General features: G+C 63.3%; 15 protein-coding genes and 2 tRNA genes. 4 read left to right on the top strand and 13 right to left on the bottom strand.

Translation table 11 applies throughout. The features are described from left to right. Positions 1 to 37: 37 nt before the first annotated feature. The 12 genes from ACK2SD_RS21810 to rnr form a co-directional block, all read right to left on the bottom strand. The gene (locus tag ACK2SD_RS21810; protein ID WP_412460823.1) at positions 38 to 2,500 is read right to left on the bottom strand and encodes a TonB-dependent siderophore receptor; all 2,463 of its coding nucleotides are present in this window, start codon (positions 2,498 to 2,500) and stop codon (positions 38 to 40) included. Positions 2,501 to 2,589: 89 nt separating this feature from the next. Then, complete coding sequence (locus tag ACK2SD_RS21815) at positions 2,590 to 3,543, bottom strand: FecR domain-containing protein (RefSeq protein ID WP_412460824.1); 954 nt, start codon at positions 3,541 to 3,543, stop codon at positions 2,590 to 2,592. Continuing rightward, positions 3,540 to 4,055: a sigma-70 family RNA polymerase sigma factor gene (locus ACK2SD_RS21820; protein ID WP_412460825.1), complete on the bottom strand. Its 516-nt coding sequence runs from the start codon at positions 4,053 to 4,055 to the stop codon at positions 3,540 to 3,542. Before ACK2SD_RS21820 ends, ACK2SD_RS21815 begins: the two co-directional genes overlap by 4 nt. A gap of 157 nt (positions 4,056 to 4,212) precedes the next feature. Further along, positions 4,213 to 4,662 (bottom strand): azurin, encoded by a 450-nt coding sequence (gene azu, locus ACK2SD_RS21825; protein ID WP_029612761.1) that lies wholly within the window; start codon positions 4,660 to 4,662, stop codon positions 4,213 to 4,215. A 340-nt stretch (positions 4,663 to 5,002) separates the two neighbouring features. Beyond that, positions 5,003 to 7,309, bottom strand: coding sequence for a YgiQ family radical SAM protein (locus ACK2SD_RS21830; protein ID WP_412460826.1), 2,307 nt, complete (start codon positions 7,307 to 7,309; stop codon positions 5,003 to 5,005). Between the two features lie 122 nt (positions 7,310 to 7,431). After that, on the bottom strand, positions 7,432 to 8,829 hold the full coding sequence (gene dnaB / locus ACK2SD_RS21835) for a replicative DNA helicase (protein ID WP_342649833.1): 1,398 nt from the start codon (positions 8,827 to 8,829) through the stop codon (positions 7,432 to 7,434). Between the two features lie 112 nt (positions 8,830 to 8,941). Continuing rightward, positions 8,942 to 9,388, bottom strand: coding sequence for a 50S ribosomal protein L9 (gene rplI / locus ACK2SD_RS21840; RefSeq protein ID WP_029612764.1), 447 nt, complete (start codon positions 9,386 to 9,388; stop codon positions 8,942 to 8,944). A 20-nt stretch (positions 9,389 to 9,408) separates the two neighbouring features. Continuing rightward, positions 9,409 to 10,299: a hypothetical protein gene (locus ACK2SD_RS21845; protein WP_029612765.1), complete on the bottom strand. Its 891-nt coding sequence runs from the start codon at positions 10,297 to 10,299 to the stop codon at positions 9,409 to 9,411. Between the two features lie 33 nt (positions 10,300 to 10,332). Then, complete coding sequence (gene rpsR / locus ACK2SD_RS21850; RefSeq protein WP_003249563.1) at positions 10,333 to 10,563, bottom strand: 30S ribosomal protein S18; 231 nt, start codon at positions 10,561 to 10,563, stop codon at positions 10,333 to 10,335. Positions 10,564 to 10,591: 28 nt separating this feature from the next. Further along, a complete protein-coding gene (rpsF, locus tag ACK2SD_RS21855) occupies positions 10,592 to 11,017 on the bottom strand; it encodes a 30S ribosomal protein S6 (RefSeq protein WP_029612766.1) in 426 nt (141 codons plus the stop codon). 308 nt (positions 11,018 to 11,325) lie between these two features. Further along, positions 11,326 to 12,072 (bottom strand): 23S rRNA (guanosine(2251)-2'-O)-methyltransferase RlmB, encoded by a 747-nt coding sequence (gene rlmB, locus ACK2SD_RS21860; RefSeq protein ID WP_116887465.1) that lies wholly within the window; start codon positions 12,070 to 12,072, stop codon positions 11,326 to 11,328. Next, positions 12,069 to 14,702, bottom strand: a complete 2,634-nt coding sequence (gene rnr / locus ACK2SD_RS21865; RefSeq protein ID WP_412460827.1) for a ribonuclease R — start codon at positions 14,700 to 14,702, stop codon at positions 12,069 to 12,071. Before rnr ends, rlmB begins: the two co-directional genes overlap by 4 nt. A 273-nt stretch (positions 14,703 to 14,975) precedes the next feature. Here rnr and ACK2SD_RS21870 point away from each other — a divergent pair. The 4 genes from ACK2SD_RS21870 to ACK2SD_RS21885 all read left to right on the top strand — a co-directional run bounded on the left by ACK2SD_RS21870 (position 14,976) and on the right by ACK2SD_RS21885 (position 17,977). After that, positions 14,976 to 15,062: transfer RNA gene (locus ACK2SD_RS21870), tRNA-Leu, on the top strand. A gap of 82 nt (positions 15,063 to 15,144) precedes the next feature. After that, a tRNA-Leu gene (locus ACK2SD_RS21875) sits at positions 15,145 to 15,231 on the top strand. A 167-nt stretch (positions 15,232 to 15,398) separates the two neighbouring features. Beyond that, the gene (locus tag ACK2SD_RS21880; protein ID WP_295486842.1) at positions 15,399 to 16,412 is read left to right on the top strand and encodes an extracellular solute-binding protein; all 1,014 of its coding nucleotides are present in this window, start codon (positions 15,399 to 15,401) and stop codon (positions 16,410 to 16,412) included. Further along, positions 16,412 to 17,977 (top strand): ABC transporter permease, encoded by a 1,566-nt coding sequence (locus ACK2SD_RS21885; RefSeq protein WP_412460828.1) that lies wholly within the window; start codon positions 16,412 to 16,414, stop codon positions 17,975 to 17,977. The genes ACK2SD_RS21880 and ACK2SD_RS21885 overlap by 1 nt, the downstream gene beginning before the upstream one ends. A 3-nt stretch (positions 17,978 to 17,980) precedes the next feature. Here the strand turns inward: ACK2SD_RS21885 and ACK2SD_RS21890 are convergent, their stop codons facing one another. Beyond that, on the bottom strand, positions 17,981 to 18,865 hold the full coding sequence (locus ACK2SD_RS21890) for a methyl-accepting chemotaxis protein (protein ID WP_375063426.1): 885 nt from the start codon (positions 18,863 to 18,865) through the stop codon (positions 17,981 to 17,983). Between the last annotated feature and the right edge of the window lie 14 nt (positions 18,866 to 18,879).

An 18,879-nucleotide genomic window follows, 5' to 3' on the forward strand; every position in this document is an offset into this window, starting at 1 on the left:
GCCTGTTCGTGGCGCTTGCCGTGAGCCGACTGGCCACTCAGTAGGTCCAGGTCACCGTCAGGGTGGCATTGCGCGGATCGCCGTAGAAGTTGTTGCCACCGCGGTGTCGATTGGACACCGGGATGTAGTAGGCCTTGTCGGTGAGGTTGTTGCCCACCAGGCTGACGGTGGTGTGCGAATCCAGCCGGTACGCCAGGTTGGCGCTGAACAGCGTGTAGCCACCCTGGTACATGTTGCGGGTGGTGTCGGTGCTGCTCTGGCTGCTCAGGCCGCCGCCGATGCTCCAGCGATCGCCGCCTGCGGCCAGGCGATAGTCGGTGTACAGGCGCAGCAGGTGTTTGGGGAACCATTGTGCATAGGGATCACCGGCTTTGATGCTGGTCGACGCATCGTCCAGATACTCGCTGCGGCTGAAGGTATAGCCCGCATACACCTGCCAACGCTCGCTCAAGGCACCGGAAGCCTCCAGCTCCACACCTTGGCTGCGCACTTTGCCCGCCGCTTCGTTGCAGTTATCCACACACGCTGGATTACCGTTGTCGATGCCGCGATTCTCTTGAAGGATGCGATACAGCGCAGCCGACACATTCAGCCCGCCCTCGAAGTAGCTGCCCTTGAGGCCGGTCTCGTAGTTGCTGCCGACGATGGGCTTGAGCGGTGAGTTGGACTCGTCCACCAGGTTCTGCGGCTTGAAGATGCTGGTGTAGCTGGCGTACCAGGACAGGTGCTCGTCCAAGTCCCAGATCAGGCCGCCATAAGGCGTGAGCTGGCCGTCTTCGCGGTACGGCGAGCGCGTTTCGCGGCCGGTGGCCAGACTCTGGGAGCGGAAGTTGAAGTAGAACCCGCTGTAACGGCTGCCCAGGATCAGCTTGAGGTCGTCACTCAGGTTCAACCGCGTGGCGACATAAGCGCCGCGTTGATAGTTGTCGTAGCGATAGCGACTGCGGTACGGCACGTGCGGTTTGGCCAGGCTGGAGGGGTCGAAGCGGTACACATCCACCCGCGCGGTGTTGGCCAGAATGCCGACGCGATTGTCGTAATGCTCCAATTGATAGTCCCCGCCCAGCACCACCTCGTGACTGCGGCCGAGCAGGTCGAAACGGCCGGTCAGGTTCAGATTGCCAGCGTATTGGTCGCCAGCGTTGTCGCGGTGAATGACGTTGTTCAGCCGCGCCAGACCGTCGCGGCCAACCCCGGCCACGCCATTGCCGAAGACGCCGATGAACTGGCCATCGCCCTGGGTCGCGGTGTAGTTGAGCGACGCACTGAGGGTCCAGTCAGGGTCGAAGTGATGCTCCAGTTCGGCGAAGGTGTTGTGCTTCTCGTAGGTCATGCTGTTCCAACTCGCACCGAGAAAGGTCGAGCGCGACAGCGGCAGGCTGCTGTAGTCGGTGGCCATCGGCACGCCATAGAGGTTGGGCACGATGTGCGACTTCTGCCAGGTGTAGCCGGTGGTGAGGGTGGTGTCAGGGGTGAAATCGTAGGCCAGGGTGCCGAACAGCAATTGCCGATCGGTGCCGACGTGGTCGATGAACGAGTTGCCGTCCTGATACACCGTCACCACCCTGCCACGCAGGTTGCCTTGTGCATCGAGCGGACCGGACACATCGATTTCGTTGCGGTAACGGTCCCATGAGCCGGCACTGAGGCGGGTCGAGGCCTGGAAGTCGTGGGTAGGCGCCTTGCGCACGAGGTTGACCGTGCCGCCCGGCTCACCGGTGCCCTGGGTCAGGCCGGAAGCACCGCGCAGCACCTCGACCCGGTCATAGATGGCCAGGTCCGGGGAATCGCTGGAGGCTTCGGCCGAGCCCATGCCCGGCACGCTGCCCTGAAACGACGAACTGGCGCCATTCTCCTGCACGTTGTCCATGGCGAAGCCGCGGGAGTAGAAACGCACCTGGTCGGCGCTCTCATACATCACATTGACGCCGGTCACCTGCTGCAACGCGTCTTCCAGGCGGGTCATGCCCTGATCGTCCATGCGCGTGCGGGTGACCACGCTCACCGACTGCGGCGTCTCGCGAATCGACAGCGGCAGACGGGTGGCCACGCCCAGGCTGCCAGTGGTGTAGGAACCGCTGTGCTCGGTGGTGCTACCCAGGGTCAGGCGCGAATCCTGGACCTGAGTGTCCTCCAAGGTGGTGGCGGCGCGGCGCTGCACACTGAAGTCGCTGCCGTGGCCGATCAGTTCAAGGCCGGTGCCGCGCAGCAGCGTGGAGAATCCGTCGATGACCCCGTAGCGCCCGTACAAGCCCGGACTTTTCAGGCCCTCGGTGAGACGCGTGTCGTAGAGCAAGGTGACGCCCTGGGCTGCGGCGAAGCTCGACAGCACCCGGTCGAGCGAGGATGCGGCGATCTCCATCTGCCGTGCGGCATCCTGCTCGCGGGTCACCGAGGCGGCGCGGGCCATCTCGAAAGGCAAGCACAGCATCAGGCAGGCCAGCAGGCTGCGCCGTAGGGGGGACAAGTGGGCAGGAAAAGGTTTGAAGGGGGTGTTCACCGCAAGTGCTCCAGTTGATGAGTCGCACTTTCAATGCCAAGCGAAACGGCAAAAGTGTCAGGCGCTGAGCGGTTTTTTTTTGCGCTTGGCTAGCCGAGCGCTTCGACCCGTACCCAATAGCGCGAGAAGTAGCGCACCCGTACCGGCAGGATGTCCGGCAACTGCGCCAGCAGCCGATCGCTGTGATCGAGGCTGAAGACACCCGAGACGCGCAGGCGGCCGGCGACCGCGTCGCAGCTCAACAGTCCAGTGCGGTAAGGCGCCAACTGAGCCAGGTAGTGCCGCAGCGGCATGCCTTCGGCGAACACCAGGCCCCGCTCCCAGGCCGCGACCTGCGGCTGCAGCGGGCCCAACGACACGCCCCGGCCTGGCTGCAGAAGCGCCGACTGGCCGGCACCCAACGCTTGCCAGGGCGCCGTATCCGGTTGCAGCCGCAGCGCGCCTTCGAACAGCGATACCGCCACGCGGCCGGCACGCTGGCTGACCATGAAGCGCGCCGCCTCGGCCTCGACGCGCCCATGCTCGGTCGTGATCTGCAGCGGGTGCAGATCCGATCGCCCCTGCACCTGGAACATGAAATCGCCCGAATACAGGCGTATCTGGCGCCGTCGTCCCTCGAACTGCACGCTGGCCGCGCTGCGGGCATTGAGGTGCAGGTGGGTATGGTCAGGCAAGGTCCAACTACGGCGCTCGCCGGCCCCGGTCGACAGGTCGGCGAAGGTCTGCTGGGCCAACTCGCTGCGCATTCCCGCAGCGGCCGCCCCGCCAATGGCCAGCAAAGTGGCCAGCAGTTTGAGCGCGGCGCGCCGGTCCAGCGCCGGGGCGTTCAGGGTGTGCTGTGCCAGGGCCGGCGGCAGGCTCTGGAAACGTGACACCACCTCCTCTACCTGACACCAGGCCGCCTCGTGCACCGGCGCGGCCTGGCGCCAGTCGAGCCACTGGCGCCGCTCGTGCTCACCGGCCTCGCCGGACGACAACAGCGCGAACCAGTCGGCAGCCTGGCGCTGTGCCAAGGCCTGATGCGGGCAAGTGGCCTCGGTCATGCCGGGCACGCCTCGGGCGCGTGAGTCATGCAGTGCAGCAAGGCACGGGCGATGTACTGGCGTACCGAGCTTTTCGAAACGCCCAGCCTGGCCGCGATCTGTTCATGGGTCAGGCCTTCGAGCTGGCACATCAGCAAAGCGCTTCGTACCTTGGCGGGCAGACCGTCGAGCAGGGTATCGAGCGCCTGCAGTGCCTCGAACAGTTGCCAGCGCTCTTCAGGCGAAGGCGCACAGGCCTCCGGGAGCTGGGCCAGTGCCTCGAGGTAGCGGGCTTCGAGCTGGCGCCGACGCAGCAAATTGACGAACAGGCTATGGGCGATGGTGGAGAGAAAGGCGCGGGGCTGCTCGATGCGAGGAGAAAGGCCCTTGCTCAGCACCCTGACGAAGGTGTCCTGGGCCAGGTCGGCAGCGACCTCCCGGCAACCAAGGCGGCGCAACAGCCAGGTCTTGAGCCAGGTGTTGTGCTCGCCGTAGAGCGTACTGAAATGCGCCTGCTGTTGGCTTTCTGGCATCGACCCCATTCCTCGGATGCCCGCACAGGCGAGGCTTGAACTGAGAATGAGATGCATTATTCCAGATTGATGAGCGTGTGCAACTCTCTCTGCGCAGCCCCGTAAAACAGCGGGGCCGCAGAGCGGCCCCGACGATTTCAACGGTACAGCGCGTGGCTTACTTGACCACCACCTTGCCCTTCATCATGGTCACGTGGCCTGGGAAGGTGCAGAAGAAGCTGTAGTCACCGCCCGCTTCCAGCTTGGAGGTGTCGAACTTCACCTCGGTCTCTTTTTCCGGCGCGCCGATCAGCTTGGTGTGGGCGATGATCGCGGCGTTGTCGGCCTTGATGTAGTCCTTGTCCAGGCCTTGGCTCATGCCTTCGGTGGCGATGGCCTGCATGTCGGCCGTCTTGCTGATCACCAGGTTGTGACCCATGACGTTCTTCGGCAGGTTGCCGGAGTGGGTCAGCTTGACGGTAAATTCCTTGCAGCTCTTGTCGACCGTGAATTCCTTGGTGTTGTAGCTCATCTGGTCGGTGGAATCGACGGTGACCGAGCACTCGGCGGCGAAGACAGAGGCACTGGCGAGGGTCAGCAGGGATACCGCTACAGCTTTCGCAAACATCGTGAATCTCCTTGGCGAGGGTTATCCATTGCCAGACTGCCTGAAACCGACCAGGCCCTTGCTGACATGGGTCAAGGGCTATCAATAGGCCAGCCAGTAGCATTGTTCAATGGATTGTATACAAAATTTCTAAGAGCACATCATGCCTGCTTGATAGACGATGGGACAACCCATCATTTAGGAGCGAGTGCGATGAATTTAGGAAATTTCATGCGCGGCCTGTTGGCCGCCTATGCATGCGGGGCTACAGGCGCGGCGCTTTACGAGTTTGCCCGGCCGGAGTGATGCGACGCCTTCACGGGACTGAAAAAGGGCTGCGAGGCAGCCCTTGGCAGGTGGATCAGCGCGGAATCACCGGCTGACGCGGCTTCTTGCCTTTGCCGCCCTTGCCGCCTTTGGCCGCTTCCTTGCGCTCCTTGGCCGCCTGTTGATTACGGGCGAACGCTTCGGCCTTGGCTTTCTCACGCTTGTCCCACGGCTTGCTGCCATCGCTGGCGCGCGGCGGCAGGCCGCTGTGCTGGGTCAGGATCTTCTGTTCCTTGGCCACCTTGTGACTGCCGGCAGGCGTGGAGTTCTTGCGTCGCGCGCTCTGGTAACTGTCGCTTTGCGGCTGGTGCAGCGGGATCAGCTGATGCTTGCCCGGACCGATCAGATCGGCGCGGCCCATGCGCGTCAGCGCTTCGCGCAACATCGGCCAGCCCTTGGGATCGTGATAACGCAGGAACGCCTTGTGCAGCCGGCGCTGCTCGTCGCTCTTGACGATCTCCACGCCTTCGCTTTTGTAGGTCACTTTGCGCAGCGGGTTCTTGCCCGAGTGGTACATGGCCGTGGCCGAGGCCATGGGCGATGGATAGAAAGCCTGCACCTGGTCGGCACGGAAGCCGTTGCCCTTGAGCCACAGGGCCAGGTTCATCATGTCTTCGTCGGTGGTACCCGGATGGGCTGCGATGAAGTACGGGATCAGGTACTGCTCCTTGCCCGCCTCCTTGGAGAACTTCTCGAACATGCGCTTGAAGCGGTCATAGGTGCCGATGCCCGGCTTCATCATCTTGTCCAACGGACCGCGCTCGGTGTGCTCCGGAGCGATCTTCAGGTAGCCGCCGACATGGTGGGTCACCAGTTCCTTCACGTACTCAGGCGACTCCACCGCCAGGTCGTAACGCAGGCCCGAGGCGATCAGAATTTTCTTCACCCCAGGCAACGCCCGCGCCTTGCGGTACAGCGATATCAGCGAGCTGTGGTCGGTGTTGAGGTTCTCGCAGATGCCGGGGAACACGCACGACGGCTTGCGGCAGTGCTTCTCGATCTCGTGGCTCTTGCAGGCGATGCGGTACATGTTGGCGGTCGGGCCGCCGAGGTCAGAGACCACGCCGGTGAAGCCCGGCACCTTGTCACGCATCTCCTCGATCTCGTGCAGGATCGACTCGTGGGAGCGGTTCTGAATGATGCGGCCTTCGTGCTCGGTGATCGAGCAGAAGGTGCAGCCGCCGAAGCAGCCGCGCATGATGTTGACCGAGAAACGGATCATCTCGTAGGCCGGGATGCGCTCCTTGCCGTAGGCCGGATGCGGCACACGGGCGTAGGGCATGCCGAACACGTAGTCCATTTCCTCAGTGCTCATGGGAATGGGCGGCGGGTTGAACCAGACATCCACGTCGCCATGCTTCTGCACCAGGGCGCGGGCGTTGCCAGGGTTGGTTTCCAGGTGCAGCACACGGTTGGCGTGGGCGTAGAGCACCGGGTCGTTGCGCACCTTCTCGAACGACGGCAGGCGGATCACCGACTTCTCGCGGGTCACCCGCGGACTGTCGAGAATCTGCACCACCTTGGCTTCGTTCGGGTCTTCCACCTCGCCCTTGGCCTGCTCGATGGCACAGGCCTGGGTGTCCTGGGTGTTGACGTAGGGGTTGATGATCTTGTCGACCCGGCCCGGACGGTCGATGCGCGTGGAATCGATTTCGTACCAGCCCTCCGGCGTGTCGCGGCGCACGAAGGCGGTGCCGCGCACATCGGTGATCGACTCGATGCTCTCGCCACCGGACAGGCGCTGGGCCACTTCCACCACGGCGCGCTCGGCGTTGCCGAACAGCAGGATGTCGGCACAGGCGTCGATCAGGATCGAGTGGCGAACCTTGTCCTGCCAGTAATCGTAGTGGGCGATACGGCGCAGCGAGGCCTCGATGCCACCGAGCACGATCGGCACATGCTTGTAGGCCTCCTTGCAGCGCTGGCTGTAGACCAGGCTGGCGCGATCGGGACGGCTGCCGGCCAGACCGCCTGGGGTGTAGGCGTCGTCGGAGCGCACCTTCTTGTCGGCGGTGTAGCGGTTGATCATCGAATCCATGTTGCCGGCCGCGACACCGAAGAACAGGTTCGGCTCGCCGAGCTTCATGAAGTCGTCTTTGGACTGCCAGTTCGGCTGGGCGATGATGCCGACGCGAAAGCCCTGGGCTTCCAGCAGGCGACCAATGATGGCCATGCCGAACGACGGGTGGTCGACGTAGGCGTCGCCGGTCACGATGATGATGTCGCAGGAATCCCAGCCGAGCTGATCCATCTCCTCCCTGCTCATGGGCAGGAACGGCGCTGGCCCGAAGCATTCGGCCCAGTACTTGGGATAGTCGTAGAGTGGTTTGGCTGCTTGCATGTCAGTGACCGGTTCTAATGTGCAGGGAAATCGCGGGCGCGGAATATAGCACAAATTTTGATCAAATCCGACGATAGCGGTCGGATTCATGGCGATGACGAAGTACCACCCGCCGGCGCGGGTTACTCGTCGTCGTCGAAGTTGTACATGCCCGGGGCGAGGTTCTCGAAGCGGGTGTACTTGCCGATGAAGGCCAGGCGCACGAAGCCGATGGGGCCGTTACGCTGCTTGCCGATGATGATCTCGGCCACCCCCTTGTGCTCGGTCTCGGGGTGATACACCTCGTCGCGGTAGACGAACATGATCACGTCGGCGTCCTGCTCGATCGCTCCGGATTCACGCAAGTCGGAGTTGACCGGGCGCTTGTTCGGCCGCTGCTCGAGGGAGCGGTTGAGCTGCGACAGGGCGATGACCGGGCAGTTGAATTCCTTGGCCAGGGCCTTGAGCGAGCGGGAGATCTCGGAGATCTCGTTGGTGCGGTTGTCGCCGGCCGAGCCCGGGATCTGCATGAGCTGCAGGTAGTCGACCATGATCAGCGCGATCTCGCCGTGCTCGCGGGCCAGGCGGCGGGTGCGCGCACGCATTTCCGAAGGGCTGATACCGGCGGTGTCGTCGATGAACAGCTTGCGGTCGTTGAGCAGGTTGACCGCCGAGGTGAGGCGCGGCCAGTCATCGTCGTCCAGTTGGCCGGAGCGCACCTTGGTCTGGTCGATGCGACCGAGCGAGGAAAGCATACGCATGATCAACGATTCACCGGGCATCTCCAGGGAGTACACCAGCACCGCCTTGTCGCTGCGCAGCACGGCGTTCTCCACCAGGTTCATGGCAAAGGTGGTCTTGCCCATCGACGGACGGCCCGCGACGATCACCAGGTCGGCCGGCTGCAGGCCGCTGGTCTTTTCATCCAGGTCGGTGAAGCCGGTGGATACACCCGTGATGTCGCTGTCGGAGTTGAACAGGGTGTCGATACGGTCGATGGCCTTGGTCAACAGCTCATTGACGCCGACCGGACCACCGGTCTTGGGCCGCGCTTCGGCGATCTGGAAGATTTGCCGTTCGGCATCGTCGAGGATCTCTTCGGCGTTGCGCCCCTGGGGGTTGAAGGCGTTGTCGGCGATGTCGGTGCTGATGCTGATCAGTTGGCGCAGCGTGGCACGCTCGCGGATGATCGCCGCGTAGGCCTTGATGTTGGCCACCGACGGCGTGTTCTTGGCCAACTCCGCCAGGTAGGCCAGGCCGCCGACCTGGGTGGACAGGCCTTCCTTGTCCAATTGTTCGTGCAGGGTGACCACGTCGAACGGCTGGTTGGCATCGGCCAACTTGTGCACGGCGCGGAAGATCAGGCGGTGATCATGTCGATAGAAATCGCCATCGGACACTTGATCCAGCACCCGCTCCCAGGCGTTGTTGTCCAGCATCAGACCACCGAGCACGGCCTGTTCGGCCTCGATGGAATGCGGCGGCACCTTCAGGGAAGCAGTCTGCAGGTCGAGCTGTTCGGGATGGGTAATCTCGTTCATGGCCACGCAAGAATTCTGAGGAATTTAAAAAGACAAAGGGCACGGCCTGTCAGACAGGACCGTGCCCGATGTTAACCGCCTGGCCCGCGAGGGGCCAGCCGATCAGCGCAGCTTAGGCCGCTACGACGACCACACGTACGGTGGCTTCGACGTCGCTGTGCAGGTGCACGGCTACATCGTATTCGCCAACCTGACGGATGGTGCCGTTCGGCAGACGTACTTCAGCTTTGGCCACTTCAACGCCGGAGGCGGTCAGGGCATCAGCGATGTCGTGGGTGCCGATCGAACCGAACAGCTTGCCTTCGTCGCCAGCGGTGGCAGTGATGGTCACTTCCAGCTCGGCCAGTTGGGCAGCGCGGCTTTCAGCCGAAGCTTTCTTGTCGGCAGCGGCTTTTTCCAGCTCGGCACGACGCTCTTCGAATGCAGCCAGGTTGGCGGCGGTCGCAGCGGTAGCCTTGCCGAATGGCAGCAGGAAGTTGCGGCCGTAGCCAGCCTTAACATTTACTTTGTCGCCCAGGTTGCCCAGGTTGGCGACTTTTTCCAGCAGGATCAGTTCCATTTGGTAAAACCTCTTAACTTTTAACCTTCACCGTTCGCGGGATCATTCCCCTTCGGGGAGTGGCGACCGCGAAAATCAATCAGGCTGTCGACAATGGCCAGGACCACGAGCAACGGATAGGTCAGCTGCATGAACAGCACCAGCGTGACGTACAACCCCACCAGCCAAAACTTGGCCAGGCGTTTCTGGGCCACCAGCCCATGCAGCAGGGCGATGCCCGCGAACATGAGCGGCACACTGCACAGTGGCGTGAGCAGGGCGACGGCGGAACCGAAGTTCGGCCCGAACACCATGCACGCCAGCAGCACCAGTGCCGGCACCCGAGGTATGCGCACCGCGTGAAATTCGCGGCCGAACCCTCCAGGGTTGTACAACGCGGCCTGCCAGTACCGCCCCAACATCAGGGCCAGTACGCTGACGACCTGCAGCAACGCTGCAATCAGGCCATTGAGCACCGGTACGATGAGTGCTCCAAGGTGTGCCTGCTCCTCCACCGACAACTGCTGGTAGAGACCGTCGAGCATCTGCGGCAGGGCTTTTTCAAGCGCTCGCGCCAGAGCTTCGATCGGTTCGCGGAACACTGAACCGAGGATGACACCGTACAACAGGCCCAGGGCGATGCTGGACAACAGCACCCGGTTCCAGGAATGCCCGGCGCGCAACAGCGCGGCCAGCCCCAACGTCCCCAGCAGCACCATCAAGGTGCGCGGCTCGCCGAAGATCCACCAGGCCAGTGCGGGCAAGATGCCCCACACGATGACCGAGGATGCGTCCTTGAAACCACGCCGCAGGAACACAAGGCTCCCGGCGGCGGCACTCAACCAGAACAACAGCGGCATTGCCGCACAACCAGCCACCACGACAGTGGCCTGCACGCGACCGCGCATGATGAAATCAGCCAACGCTCGCATGCCTATCCCTTACTGCTTGTCGACGACCCGGTCTCAGCGGCCGTGGCTGTCGGTGTAAGGCAGCAGGGCCAGGAAGCGGGCGCGCTTGATAGCGGTAGCCAGCTGACGCTGATAACGAGCTTTGGTACCAGTGATACGGCTTGGAACGATCTTGCCGGTTTCGGATACGTAAGCTTTCAGGGTGTTGAGATCTTTGAAGTCGATCTCTTTCACGTCTTCAGCAGTGAAGCGGCAGAATTTACGACGACGGAAGAAACGTGCCATTTAATAGGCTCCTCTAAAGGTCCGTGGATTACTCGTCAGCGTTATCGCTGGAGTCGCTGTCATTGCTGTCGTCGCCGTCGGCGGAGTCAGCATGCTCAGGACGCTCGCGACGCTCACGGCGCTCGCTGCGGTTCTCTTCAGCCTTCAGCATCTCGGACTGGCCGGTAACGGCTTCGTCGCGACGGATGACCAGGTTACGGATCACGGCATCGTTGTAGCGGAAGTTGTCTTCCAGCTCGGCCAGGGCCTTGCCGGTGCACTCAACGTTCAGCATCACGTAGTGAGCCTTGTGAACATTGTTGATTGCGTAGGCCAGTTGACGACGGCCCCAGTCTTCCAGGCGGTGGATCTTGCCACCATCTTCTTCGATCAGCTTGGTGTAACGCTCGACCATGCCGCCGACTTGCTCGCTCTGGTCCGGGTGAACCAGGAAGATGATTTCGTAATGACGCATGAATGCTCCTTACGGGTTAGTAGTCTGCCAGCGAATCTGGTCAGACAAGGAGTGAATGACACTGTGTGTCTCGCCCTGAGGGGAGGCGCATGCGCACCTGCCAGCGTGGCAAGGGGCGCAATTGTAGAGAAGGCCGGTCGGACAAGCAAGGCGATTGGCGATTATTTGAACAATCGCAAACAGACCGCTCGAACGCTCAAGATCCGGGGCGCGATGCACCCCTTATGCGGTACAAAGCCGCGCCCACAGTATCCGAAAACCTGTGGCGCGGCCGTGTGTCGCGACGGGCTGCCGGGCAGCCCATGGATTCAACGCTTGGCCTGACGCTGGCGCACGGCCTCGAACAGGCAAACACCGGTGGCCACCGAGACGTTCAGGCTGCTGACGCTACCGGCCATGGGCAGCTTGACCAGGAAGTCGCAGTGCTCGCGGGTGAGGCGACGCATGCCCTTGCCCTCGGCGCCCATGATCATCACCAACGGGCCGGTCAGGTCTTGCTGGTAGATCTCCTGCTCGGCCTCGCCCGCCGTGCCGACCACCCACAGACCCCGCTGCTGGAGTTTCTCCAGCGTACGCGCGAGGTTGGTGACCGCCACCAGCGGAATCACCTCGGCGGCGCCGCAGGCCACTTTGCGCACCACGGCCGTGAGGGTCGCCGACTTGTCCTTGGGAATCACCACGGCGGTGGCCCCTGCGGCATCGGCGGTGCGCAGGCAGGCGCCGAGGTTGTGCGGGTCGGTGACGCCGTCGAGCACCAGGATCAACGGCGCGGTCTCGCTGCGTTCGAGCAATTCTTCGAGCATCGCCTCGCCCCATACCTGGCTCGGGCTGACCTCGGCGACCACGCCTTGGTGCACGCCTTCAACCCAGGCATCGAGCTCACGCCGCTCGGCCTGCCCTACCGCGACACGGTTCTCGGCAGCCAGGGCCAGCAGCGCCTGCAGACGCGGCTCACTGCGCCCTTCGGACAACCAGATCTGCTTCACCCGCTTGGGATGGTGCTGCAGCAAGGCCTGCACCGCGTGCACACCGTAGATCTTTTCCAACTGACTCATGACTTGCTGCTCTTGCCCTTGCGTGGCGCGCCGGACTTCGACGGCCCCTTGCGATGCTTGGTCTTGCCCGATGCCTTGTCGCCCTTCTCGGACTTGTGCGAGGCCTGGTTGCGGGCGTCGCCCATCAGCGCCTTCTTCATCTCACGGCTCTTGCGCACTTCGGCGTTGCGCTGCACGGCATCCTTGGGGAAGTAGGCCTCGGCACTTTCGCTCTTGCGGCTGCGTGGCTTGGGCGAAATCCGTGCCTCGCTGGCCGGTGCGGCCTCGGCCTGAGCAGGCGCACTGGCCCTGGCACCACTCCCGCCCTTGACCGGGGCATTGGCCTTGGCTTTGTCAGGCTCGCCCGACTCGCCACGACCTTTGCGACCGACCGGCGCCTTGATCGCCGCCTCGGACAGCTCGAAATCGATCTTGCGCTGTTCGAGATCGACGCGCATGACCTTCACTTCGATGCTGTCGCCGAGACGGAAACTACGCCCGGTACGCTCACCGGCCAGACGATGGTGCACGGCGTCGAAGTGGTAGTAGTCACCCGGCAGCGCGCTGACGTGGACCAGGCCTTCGACGTAGATGTCGGTCAGCTCGATGAACAGGCCGAAACCGGTCACCGCCGTGATCACGCCCGGGAAGGTCTCGCCCACGCGGTCGCGCATGTACTCGCACTTGAGCCAGTTGACCACGTCGCGGGTGGCCTCGTCGGCGCGCCGCTCGGTCATCGAGCACTGTTCGCCCATCTGCTCCAGGGCCGTCTCGTCGTACGGATAGATGCGCGCCTTGGGAATGCTCATGGCACCGGCACGCTTGACGTGCGGGGTATCCATCTTCGAGCGGATCACGCTGCGGATGGCGCGGTGCACGAGCAGATCAGGGTAGCGGCGGATCGGCGAGGTGAAGTGGGTGTACGCCTCGTAGTTCAGGCCGAAGTGGCCGTTGTTCTCGACGCTGTACACCGCCTGGCTGAGCGAGCGCAGCATGACGGTCTGGATCAGGTGGAAGTCCGGACGACCGGCGATGCTCGCCAACAACGCCTGGTAATCCTTGGGCGACGGTTCCTTGCCCTTGTGCAGCGACAGACCCAGCTCGCCCAGGAAGGCACGCAGTTTTTCCAGACGCTCCGGCGGCGGGCCGTCGTGCACGCGGTACAGCGACGGCACGTTGTGCTTCTGCATGAACTGGGCGGTGGCGACGTTGGCCGCCAGCATGCATTCTTCGATCAGCTTGTGGGCGTCGTTACGCACGGTCGGACGAATTTCGTCGATCTTGCGGTCTTCACCGAAGATGATCCGGGTTTCCTGGGTTTCGAAGTCGATGGCGCCACGGGTATGACGGGCATCGACCAGCACCTTGTACAACGCGTAGAGGTGCTTGAGGTCCGGCAGCACCGCGCTGTATTCCTCGCGCAGGGCCTTGCCTTCACGGGTGCGGGCATGCTCGAGCATGCTGCTGACCTTGTTGTAGGTCAGGCGCGCATGGGAATGAATGACGCCTTCGTAGAACTGGTAGTCGACCATTTGGCCGGCCTTGTTGATGGTCATCTCGCAGACCATGGCCAGGCGATCGACATGCGGGTTCAGCGAGCACAGGCCGTTGGACAGCTCCTCGGGGAGCATCGGCACCACGCGCTCGGGGAAATACACCGAGTTACCGCGCTGCTGAGCCTCGACGTCCAGGGCCGAGCCCAGGCGCACGTAACTCGAGACGTCGGCGATGGCCACATACAGGCGCCAGCCTCCGGAGAACAGGCGCAGCTTGCCCAGCGGCTCGCAGAACACGGCATCGTCGAAGTCGCGGGCGTCTTCGCCGTCGATGGTGACGAACGGCAGATGGCGCAGGTCGATGCGCTTTTCCTTGTCCTTCTCTTCGACTTCGGAGCGGAACTTGCGCGCTTCCTTGATCACGTCCTGCGGCCAGACGTGGGGAATGTCGTAGCTGCGCAGGGCGACATCGATCTCCATGCCCGGCGCCATGTAGTTGCCGATCACTTCCACCACGTCACCCTGCGGCTGGAAGCGCGGGGTGGGCCAGTGGGTGATCTTGATTTCCACGAACTGGCCGATCTTCGCCCCGCCGTTACGACCGGCGGTCACCAGCACTTCCTGCTGGATCTTCGGATTGTCCGGGGTCACGTAGCCGATGCCGCCTTCTTCGAAGTAGCGGCCGACCACGCTTTCGTGGGCGCGGGAGATGACCTCAACCAGCGCGCCCTCGCGGCGCCCGCGGCGGTCCACGCCACTGACCCGCGCCAGCGCACGGTCGCCGTCGAACACCAGGCGCATTTGCGCCGGGCTGAGGAACAGGTCCTCGCTGCCATCGTCGGGAATGAGGAAGCCGAAGCCGTCGCGGTGGCCGGAGACGCGGCCGCAGATCAGGTCGAGCTTGTCTACCGGGGCATAGGTGCCGCGCCGGGTATAGATGAGCTGGCCATCGCGCTCCATGGCGCGCAGTCGGCGACGCAGGGCTTCGATCTGGTCTTCTTCGTAAAGACCGAATTCGTTTGCCAGCTCCTCGCGAGCGGCAGGTTCGCCACGGTCGGCGAGGCGCTGAAGGATCAGCTCACGGCTGGGGATGGGATTTTCGTATTTTTCCGCTTCGCGAGCGGCCTCGGGATCGAGGGATTGCCAATCGGCCATCAGAAGGGGTTCACCTTGGGGTATATAGATAAGAATTCTGCCATGTGCGTATTGAAACCGGAAATGTCTGCCTTGGACAGCCCCCGGCAGATATCCTGCTGAGGGCAATAGGTCACTGGAATCAACGACTTGAAGATTTTGAAAAATTTTTCGATCCGGGGCTTTACAGCCTCAGGGACCGTCCGTATAGTGCGCACCACAACGACGGTCAGCCGACGTTGTAGTTGAGATGAAGCCTGATGTAAAGCATCATGTGACCTCGACAGAATGTGTGCCCAGGTGGCGGAATTGGTAGACGCGCTGGTTTCAGGTATCAGTGACTTAACGGTCGTGGAAGTTCGAGTCTTCTCCTGGGCACCAAATATTTCGAGTGATAGATAGCAGGTTTTTCTGTCATTCAGCAAGACGCTTGAAGTTTCATCGCTGTAGATGCAAAAGCTTTGCCCAGGTGGCGGAATTGGTAGACGCGCTGGTTTCAGGTATCAGTGACTTAACGGTCGTGGAAGTTCGAGTCTTCTCCTGGGCACCATATAAAAACCCACTAGCTTGCTAGTGGGTTTTTTCTTGCCTGCGTTTTTTCCATCGCCCGCCCTCACCGCCGCGCACCCAGCGAATTTCCCCCGCCACAGCCACATGAGAAACGATTTCGTTTACCATTGTTTCGAAATATGTAGCCGTAAGCGAGGAAGTACCCGCATGAGGATTCGCCCCACACCGCTGCTGCGCACCCTGACTGCCGCCGTCCTTGGCCTGGTGATCGGCGCGCCGGCAGCCCAGGCAGACGCACCGGTAACGCTGACGATGTACAACGGTCAGCACAAGGAAATCGGCGAAGCCATCGCCAAGGCCTACGAGGCCAAGACCGGCATCCACATCGATATCCGCAAAGGCAGCAGCAACCAGCTGGCCAGCCAGATCATCGAAGAGGGCGAGCGCTCCCCCGCCGACATCATCTACACCGAAGAATCTCCGCCACTGAACAACCTGGGCGAACTGGGCCTGCTGGCCAAGATCGACCAGAGCACCCTGGACATGCTGCCCAAGGAATACGTGGCCGGTAACGGGACCTGGATGGGCGTGACCGCGCGTACCCGCGTGGTGGTGTACAACCCGAAGAAGATCGACGAGAACGACCTGCCCAAGACCGTGATGGACTTCGCCAACCCCGAATGGGACCGCAAAGTCGGCTTCGTTCCGACCAGCGGCGCATTCCAGGAGCAGGCCGTGGCCATCCTCAAGATGCACGGGCGCGAAGCCACCGAGGAATGGCTGACGGGCCTGAAGGCTTTCGGCAAGACCTACACCAACAACATGGTCGCGCTCAAAGCCGTCGAGAAAGGCGAAGTGGCAGCGGTGCTGGTGAACAACTACTACTGGTATGCCTTGGAGCGCGAGCGCGGCAAGCTCGACTCCAAGCTGTATTACCTGGCCGACGGCGATGCAGGCAACCTGGTGACCATCTCCGGCGCAGCCGCCGTCAAGGCCAGCAAGCACCCCAAGGAAGCTCAAGCCCTGCTCAACTGGATGGCCAGCGAAGAGGGCCAGCGCGTGATCACCCAGACCACTGCCGAGTACCCCCTGCACAAGGGCATGGTCTCGGACCGTGGCCTGAAGCCATTCGAGGACCTGCGCCCACCGAAGATCAGCCCGGCCGATCTGGGCAATGCCGAAGAAGCACTCGAACTGGAACGTGAGGTCGGCCTGCTCTGATGACTGCCGCCGTGCCCGAGTCGGCCCTGGTACGCTTCGTGCCGCGCCGCAAGCGCCCCTCCGTGTGGGTGGTGTTGCCCGTCCTGTGCCTGGTCGCGGCGAGCCTGCTGCCACTGGCCTATGTGGCCATCAAGGCCTGGGAAGCCGGCTGGCATGAAGCCCTGCGCCTGCTCTGGCGCCCTTTCGTCTGGGACCTGCTGCGCAACACACTGCTGCTGATGGCCGGGGTCACCCTCGCCTGCCTGGTGGTCGGCGTGGCGCTGGCCTGGCTGCTCGAACGCAGCGATTTGCGCGGACGACGTCTATGGGGCGTGGTGCTGTGCCTGCCGTTCGCCGTGCCGTCGTTCGTCAGCAGCTTCACCTGGGTGTCGCTGAGCTCTGACTTCGAAGGCCTCGGCGGGGCGGTCCTGGTCATGGCGCTGTCCAAGTACCCCTTGGTGTTCCTGCCCGTGGCAGCCACCCTGCGCAACCTCGATACCTCGCTGGAAGAGTCGGCGCGCACGCTGGGCTGTAGCCGCAGCGGCGTGTTCTTCAAAGTCACCCTGCCACTGCTGTGGCCGAGCATGCTCGGCGGCGGTCTGTTGATCGCCCTGCACATGCTGGTGGAATTCGGCGCCCTGTCGATCCTCGGCCTGCAAACCTTCACCACGGCGATCTACCAGCAGTTCGAGCTGGAGTTCAGCAATGCCAATGCGGCGATGCTCTCGGCCGTGCTGCTTGCACTGTGCCTGGCGATGCTCTGGATGGAGTTGCGCGTGCGTGGCAAGGCCCGCCATGTACGCATCGGCCAAGGCGTGGCCCGACGTGCACAACCGTTGCGGCTCAAAGGCTGGACACTGCCGGCGCAGCTGTTCTGCCTGGGACTGGCCGTGCTCGGCAGCGGCATCCCGCTGGCCATGCTCGGTTACTGGCTGAGCGTCGGCTCGTCGGCAGCCTTCCCGGTCGCGGCGATCGGCAAGGCGCTGCTCACCTCCCTGTCGGTTTCGCTCGGTGGTGCCGGTTTCTGCGTGGCGCTGGCGCTGCCGGTGAGCTTCCTGGTGGTGCGCTACAAAGGGCGCCTGGCGATCTGGGCCGAACGCTTGCCCTACCTGCTGCATGCCCTGCCCGGTTTGGTGATCGCCCTGACCCTGGTGTTCTTCGCCCTGCACTACGTGCCGGCGCTGTACCAGACCACCGCGCTGCTGATCCTGGCCTATGCCCTGCTGTTCCTGCCACTGGCCCAGGCACCGGTGCGCACCGCGCTGAACAAGGCCTCGCCGACGCTCGAAGAAGCCGCCCGCACCCTGGGCGCCAGCAGCCTCGCCGCCTTCTGCCGGGTGACCCTGCCGATCATCTTCCCAGCCTTGGCCGCCGCCTTTGCCCTGGTGTTCCTCGACGCCATGAAGGAACTGACCGCCACCCTGCTGCTCAGCCCGACCGGCATGACCACCCTGGCCACGGAGGTCTGGGCCCACACCGCCAATGTCGAGTTTGCAGCGGCAGCGCCCTACGCCGCCCTGCTGATTGTGGTTTCAGGATTGCCGGTGTATCTGCTGACCACGCGGATGTACCTGAACAGGGCGTGAACCTTACGCCCTGAACTGGCCAAGGCTTGCACGCAACTGCGTCGCCAGGTCGTCGAGCACCTTGCTGCTGGCGGTGGTCTGCATGACCACCTCGGCCGACCGCTCGGCCTGGGCATGGATGTTCTCTACCCGGCCCCGCACCGCCTGAGCACCGTTGGCCTGCTGTTCAGCCGCGCGCGTGGCCACACCGATGGCCGCATGCACCTGCTCGACCGCCGCCTGTACCGACTGCTGCCGGCGTTCGTTGTCGCGCAGCACCAACAGGCCCTCGCTGGCCTGGCGCCCGGCCTGGCCGATGGTCGCGACGGCCTCCTTGGCGCCTTGCTGCAGCGCGACGATATGCGCCTGGATATCACCGGTAGAGCTCTGCGTCTTGCTGGCCAATGCCCGCACTTCATCGGCGACCACCGCGAAGCCACGCCCCGTCTCGCCAGCCCGGGCCGCTTCGATCGCCGCGTTGAGCGCCAGCAGGTTGGTCTGCTCGGCGATACCGTGGATCACCGTCAGCACCACCTCGATCTGCTCGCTCTGCTTGGCCAGCCGCTCGATGACCTGGGCCCCGCTGTCCACTTCGCCGGCCAACTTCTCGATCAATTTGGCCAGTTGAGTGGAGGCCCGACTGTTCTCGTCGGTGGCCTGGCGGATGTCCACCACCTGCTGCAAGGCCGCCTGCATGGCATGACTCTCGGCCTGGGCTTCGTCGGCCATGCTCGACAAGTCGCGCAGACTGGCCGCCACTTCGTCACGCTGCAACGCCGCCGCCGCATCCGCACCGGCCGTGCGCTGCGCCATGCTGCCGATCTCGACGCCGGTTCGCTGCGCCACCTCGCCGGCCTCCCGCACGATGGGTTGCAACTTGTCGACGAAGCGGTTGACCGCTGAGGCCATGTCGCCAATTTCAT

This window comes from Pseudomonas sp. SC11, from assembly GCF_047039205.1.
GTDB classification, from domain to species: Bacteria; Pseudomonadota; Gammaproteobacteria; order Pseudomonadales; family Pseudomonadaceae; genus Aquipseudomonas; species Aquipseudomonas boreofloridensis.

What these genes read in the sequence shown, in the direction of transcription:
- rpsF (WP_029612766.1), bottom strand. Translation starts at nt 11,017, where the DNA reads ATGCGTCATTACGAAATCATCTTCCTGGTTCACCCGGACCAGAGCGAG.
- rplI (WP_029612764.1), bottom strand. Translation starts at nt 9,388, where the DNA reads ATGGAACTGATCCTGCTGGAAAAAGTCGCCAACCTGGGCAACCTGGGC.
- ACK2SD_RS21885 (WP_412460828.1), top strand. Translation starts at nt 16,412, where the DNA reads ATGACTGCCGCCGTGCCCGAGTCGGCCCTGGTACGCTTCGTGCCGCGC.
- ACK2SD_RS21830 (WP_412460826.1), bottom strand. Translation starts at nt 7,309, where the DNA reads ATGCAAGCAGCCAAACCACTCTACGACTATCCCAAGTACTGGGCCGAA.
- rpsR (WP_003249563.1), bottom strand. Translation starts at nt 10,563, where the DNA reads ATGGCACGTTTCTTCCGTCGTCGTAAATTCTGCCGCTTCACTGCTGAA.
- ACK2SD_RS21815 (WP_412460824.1), bottom strand. Translation starts at nt 3,543, where the DNA reads ATGACCGAGGCCACTTGCCCGCATCAGGCCTTGGCACAGCGCCAGGCT.
- rlmB (WP_116887465.1), bottom strand. Translation starts at nt 12,072, where the DNA reads ATGAGTCAGTTGGAAAAGATCTACGGTGTGCACGCGGTGCAGGCCTTG.
- dnaB (WP_342649833.1), bottom strand. Translation starts at nt 8,829, where the DNA reads ATGAACGAGATTACCCATCCCGAACAGCTCGACCTGCAGACTGCTTCC.
- rnr (WP_412460827.1), bottom strand. Translation starts at nt 14,702, where the DNA reads ATGGCCGATTGGCAATCCCTCGATCCCGAGGCCGCTCGCGAAGCGGAA.
- ACK2SD_RS21845 (WP_029612765.1), bottom strand. Translation starts at nt 10,299, where the DNA reads ATGCGAGCGTTGGCTGATTTCATCATGCGCGGTCGCGTGCAGGCCACT.
- ACK2SD_RS21890 (WP_375063426.1), bottom strand. Translation starts at nt 18,865, where the DNA reads ATGGCCTCAGCGGTCAACCGCTTCGTCGACAAGTTGCAACCCATCGTG.
- azu (WP_029612761.1), bottom strand. Translation starts at nt 4,662, where the DNA reads ATGTTTGCGAAAGCTGTAGCGGTATCCCTGCTGACCCTCGCCAGTGCC.
- ACK2SD_RS21880 (WP_295486842.1), top strand. Translation starts at nt 15,399, where the DNA reads ATGAGGATTCGCCCCACACCGCTGCTGCGCACCCTGACTGCCGCCGTC.
- ACK2SD_RS21820 (WP_412460825.1), bottom strand. Translation starts at nt 4,055, where the DNA reads ATGCCAGAAAGCCAACAGCAGGCGCATTTCAGTACGCTCTACGGCGAG.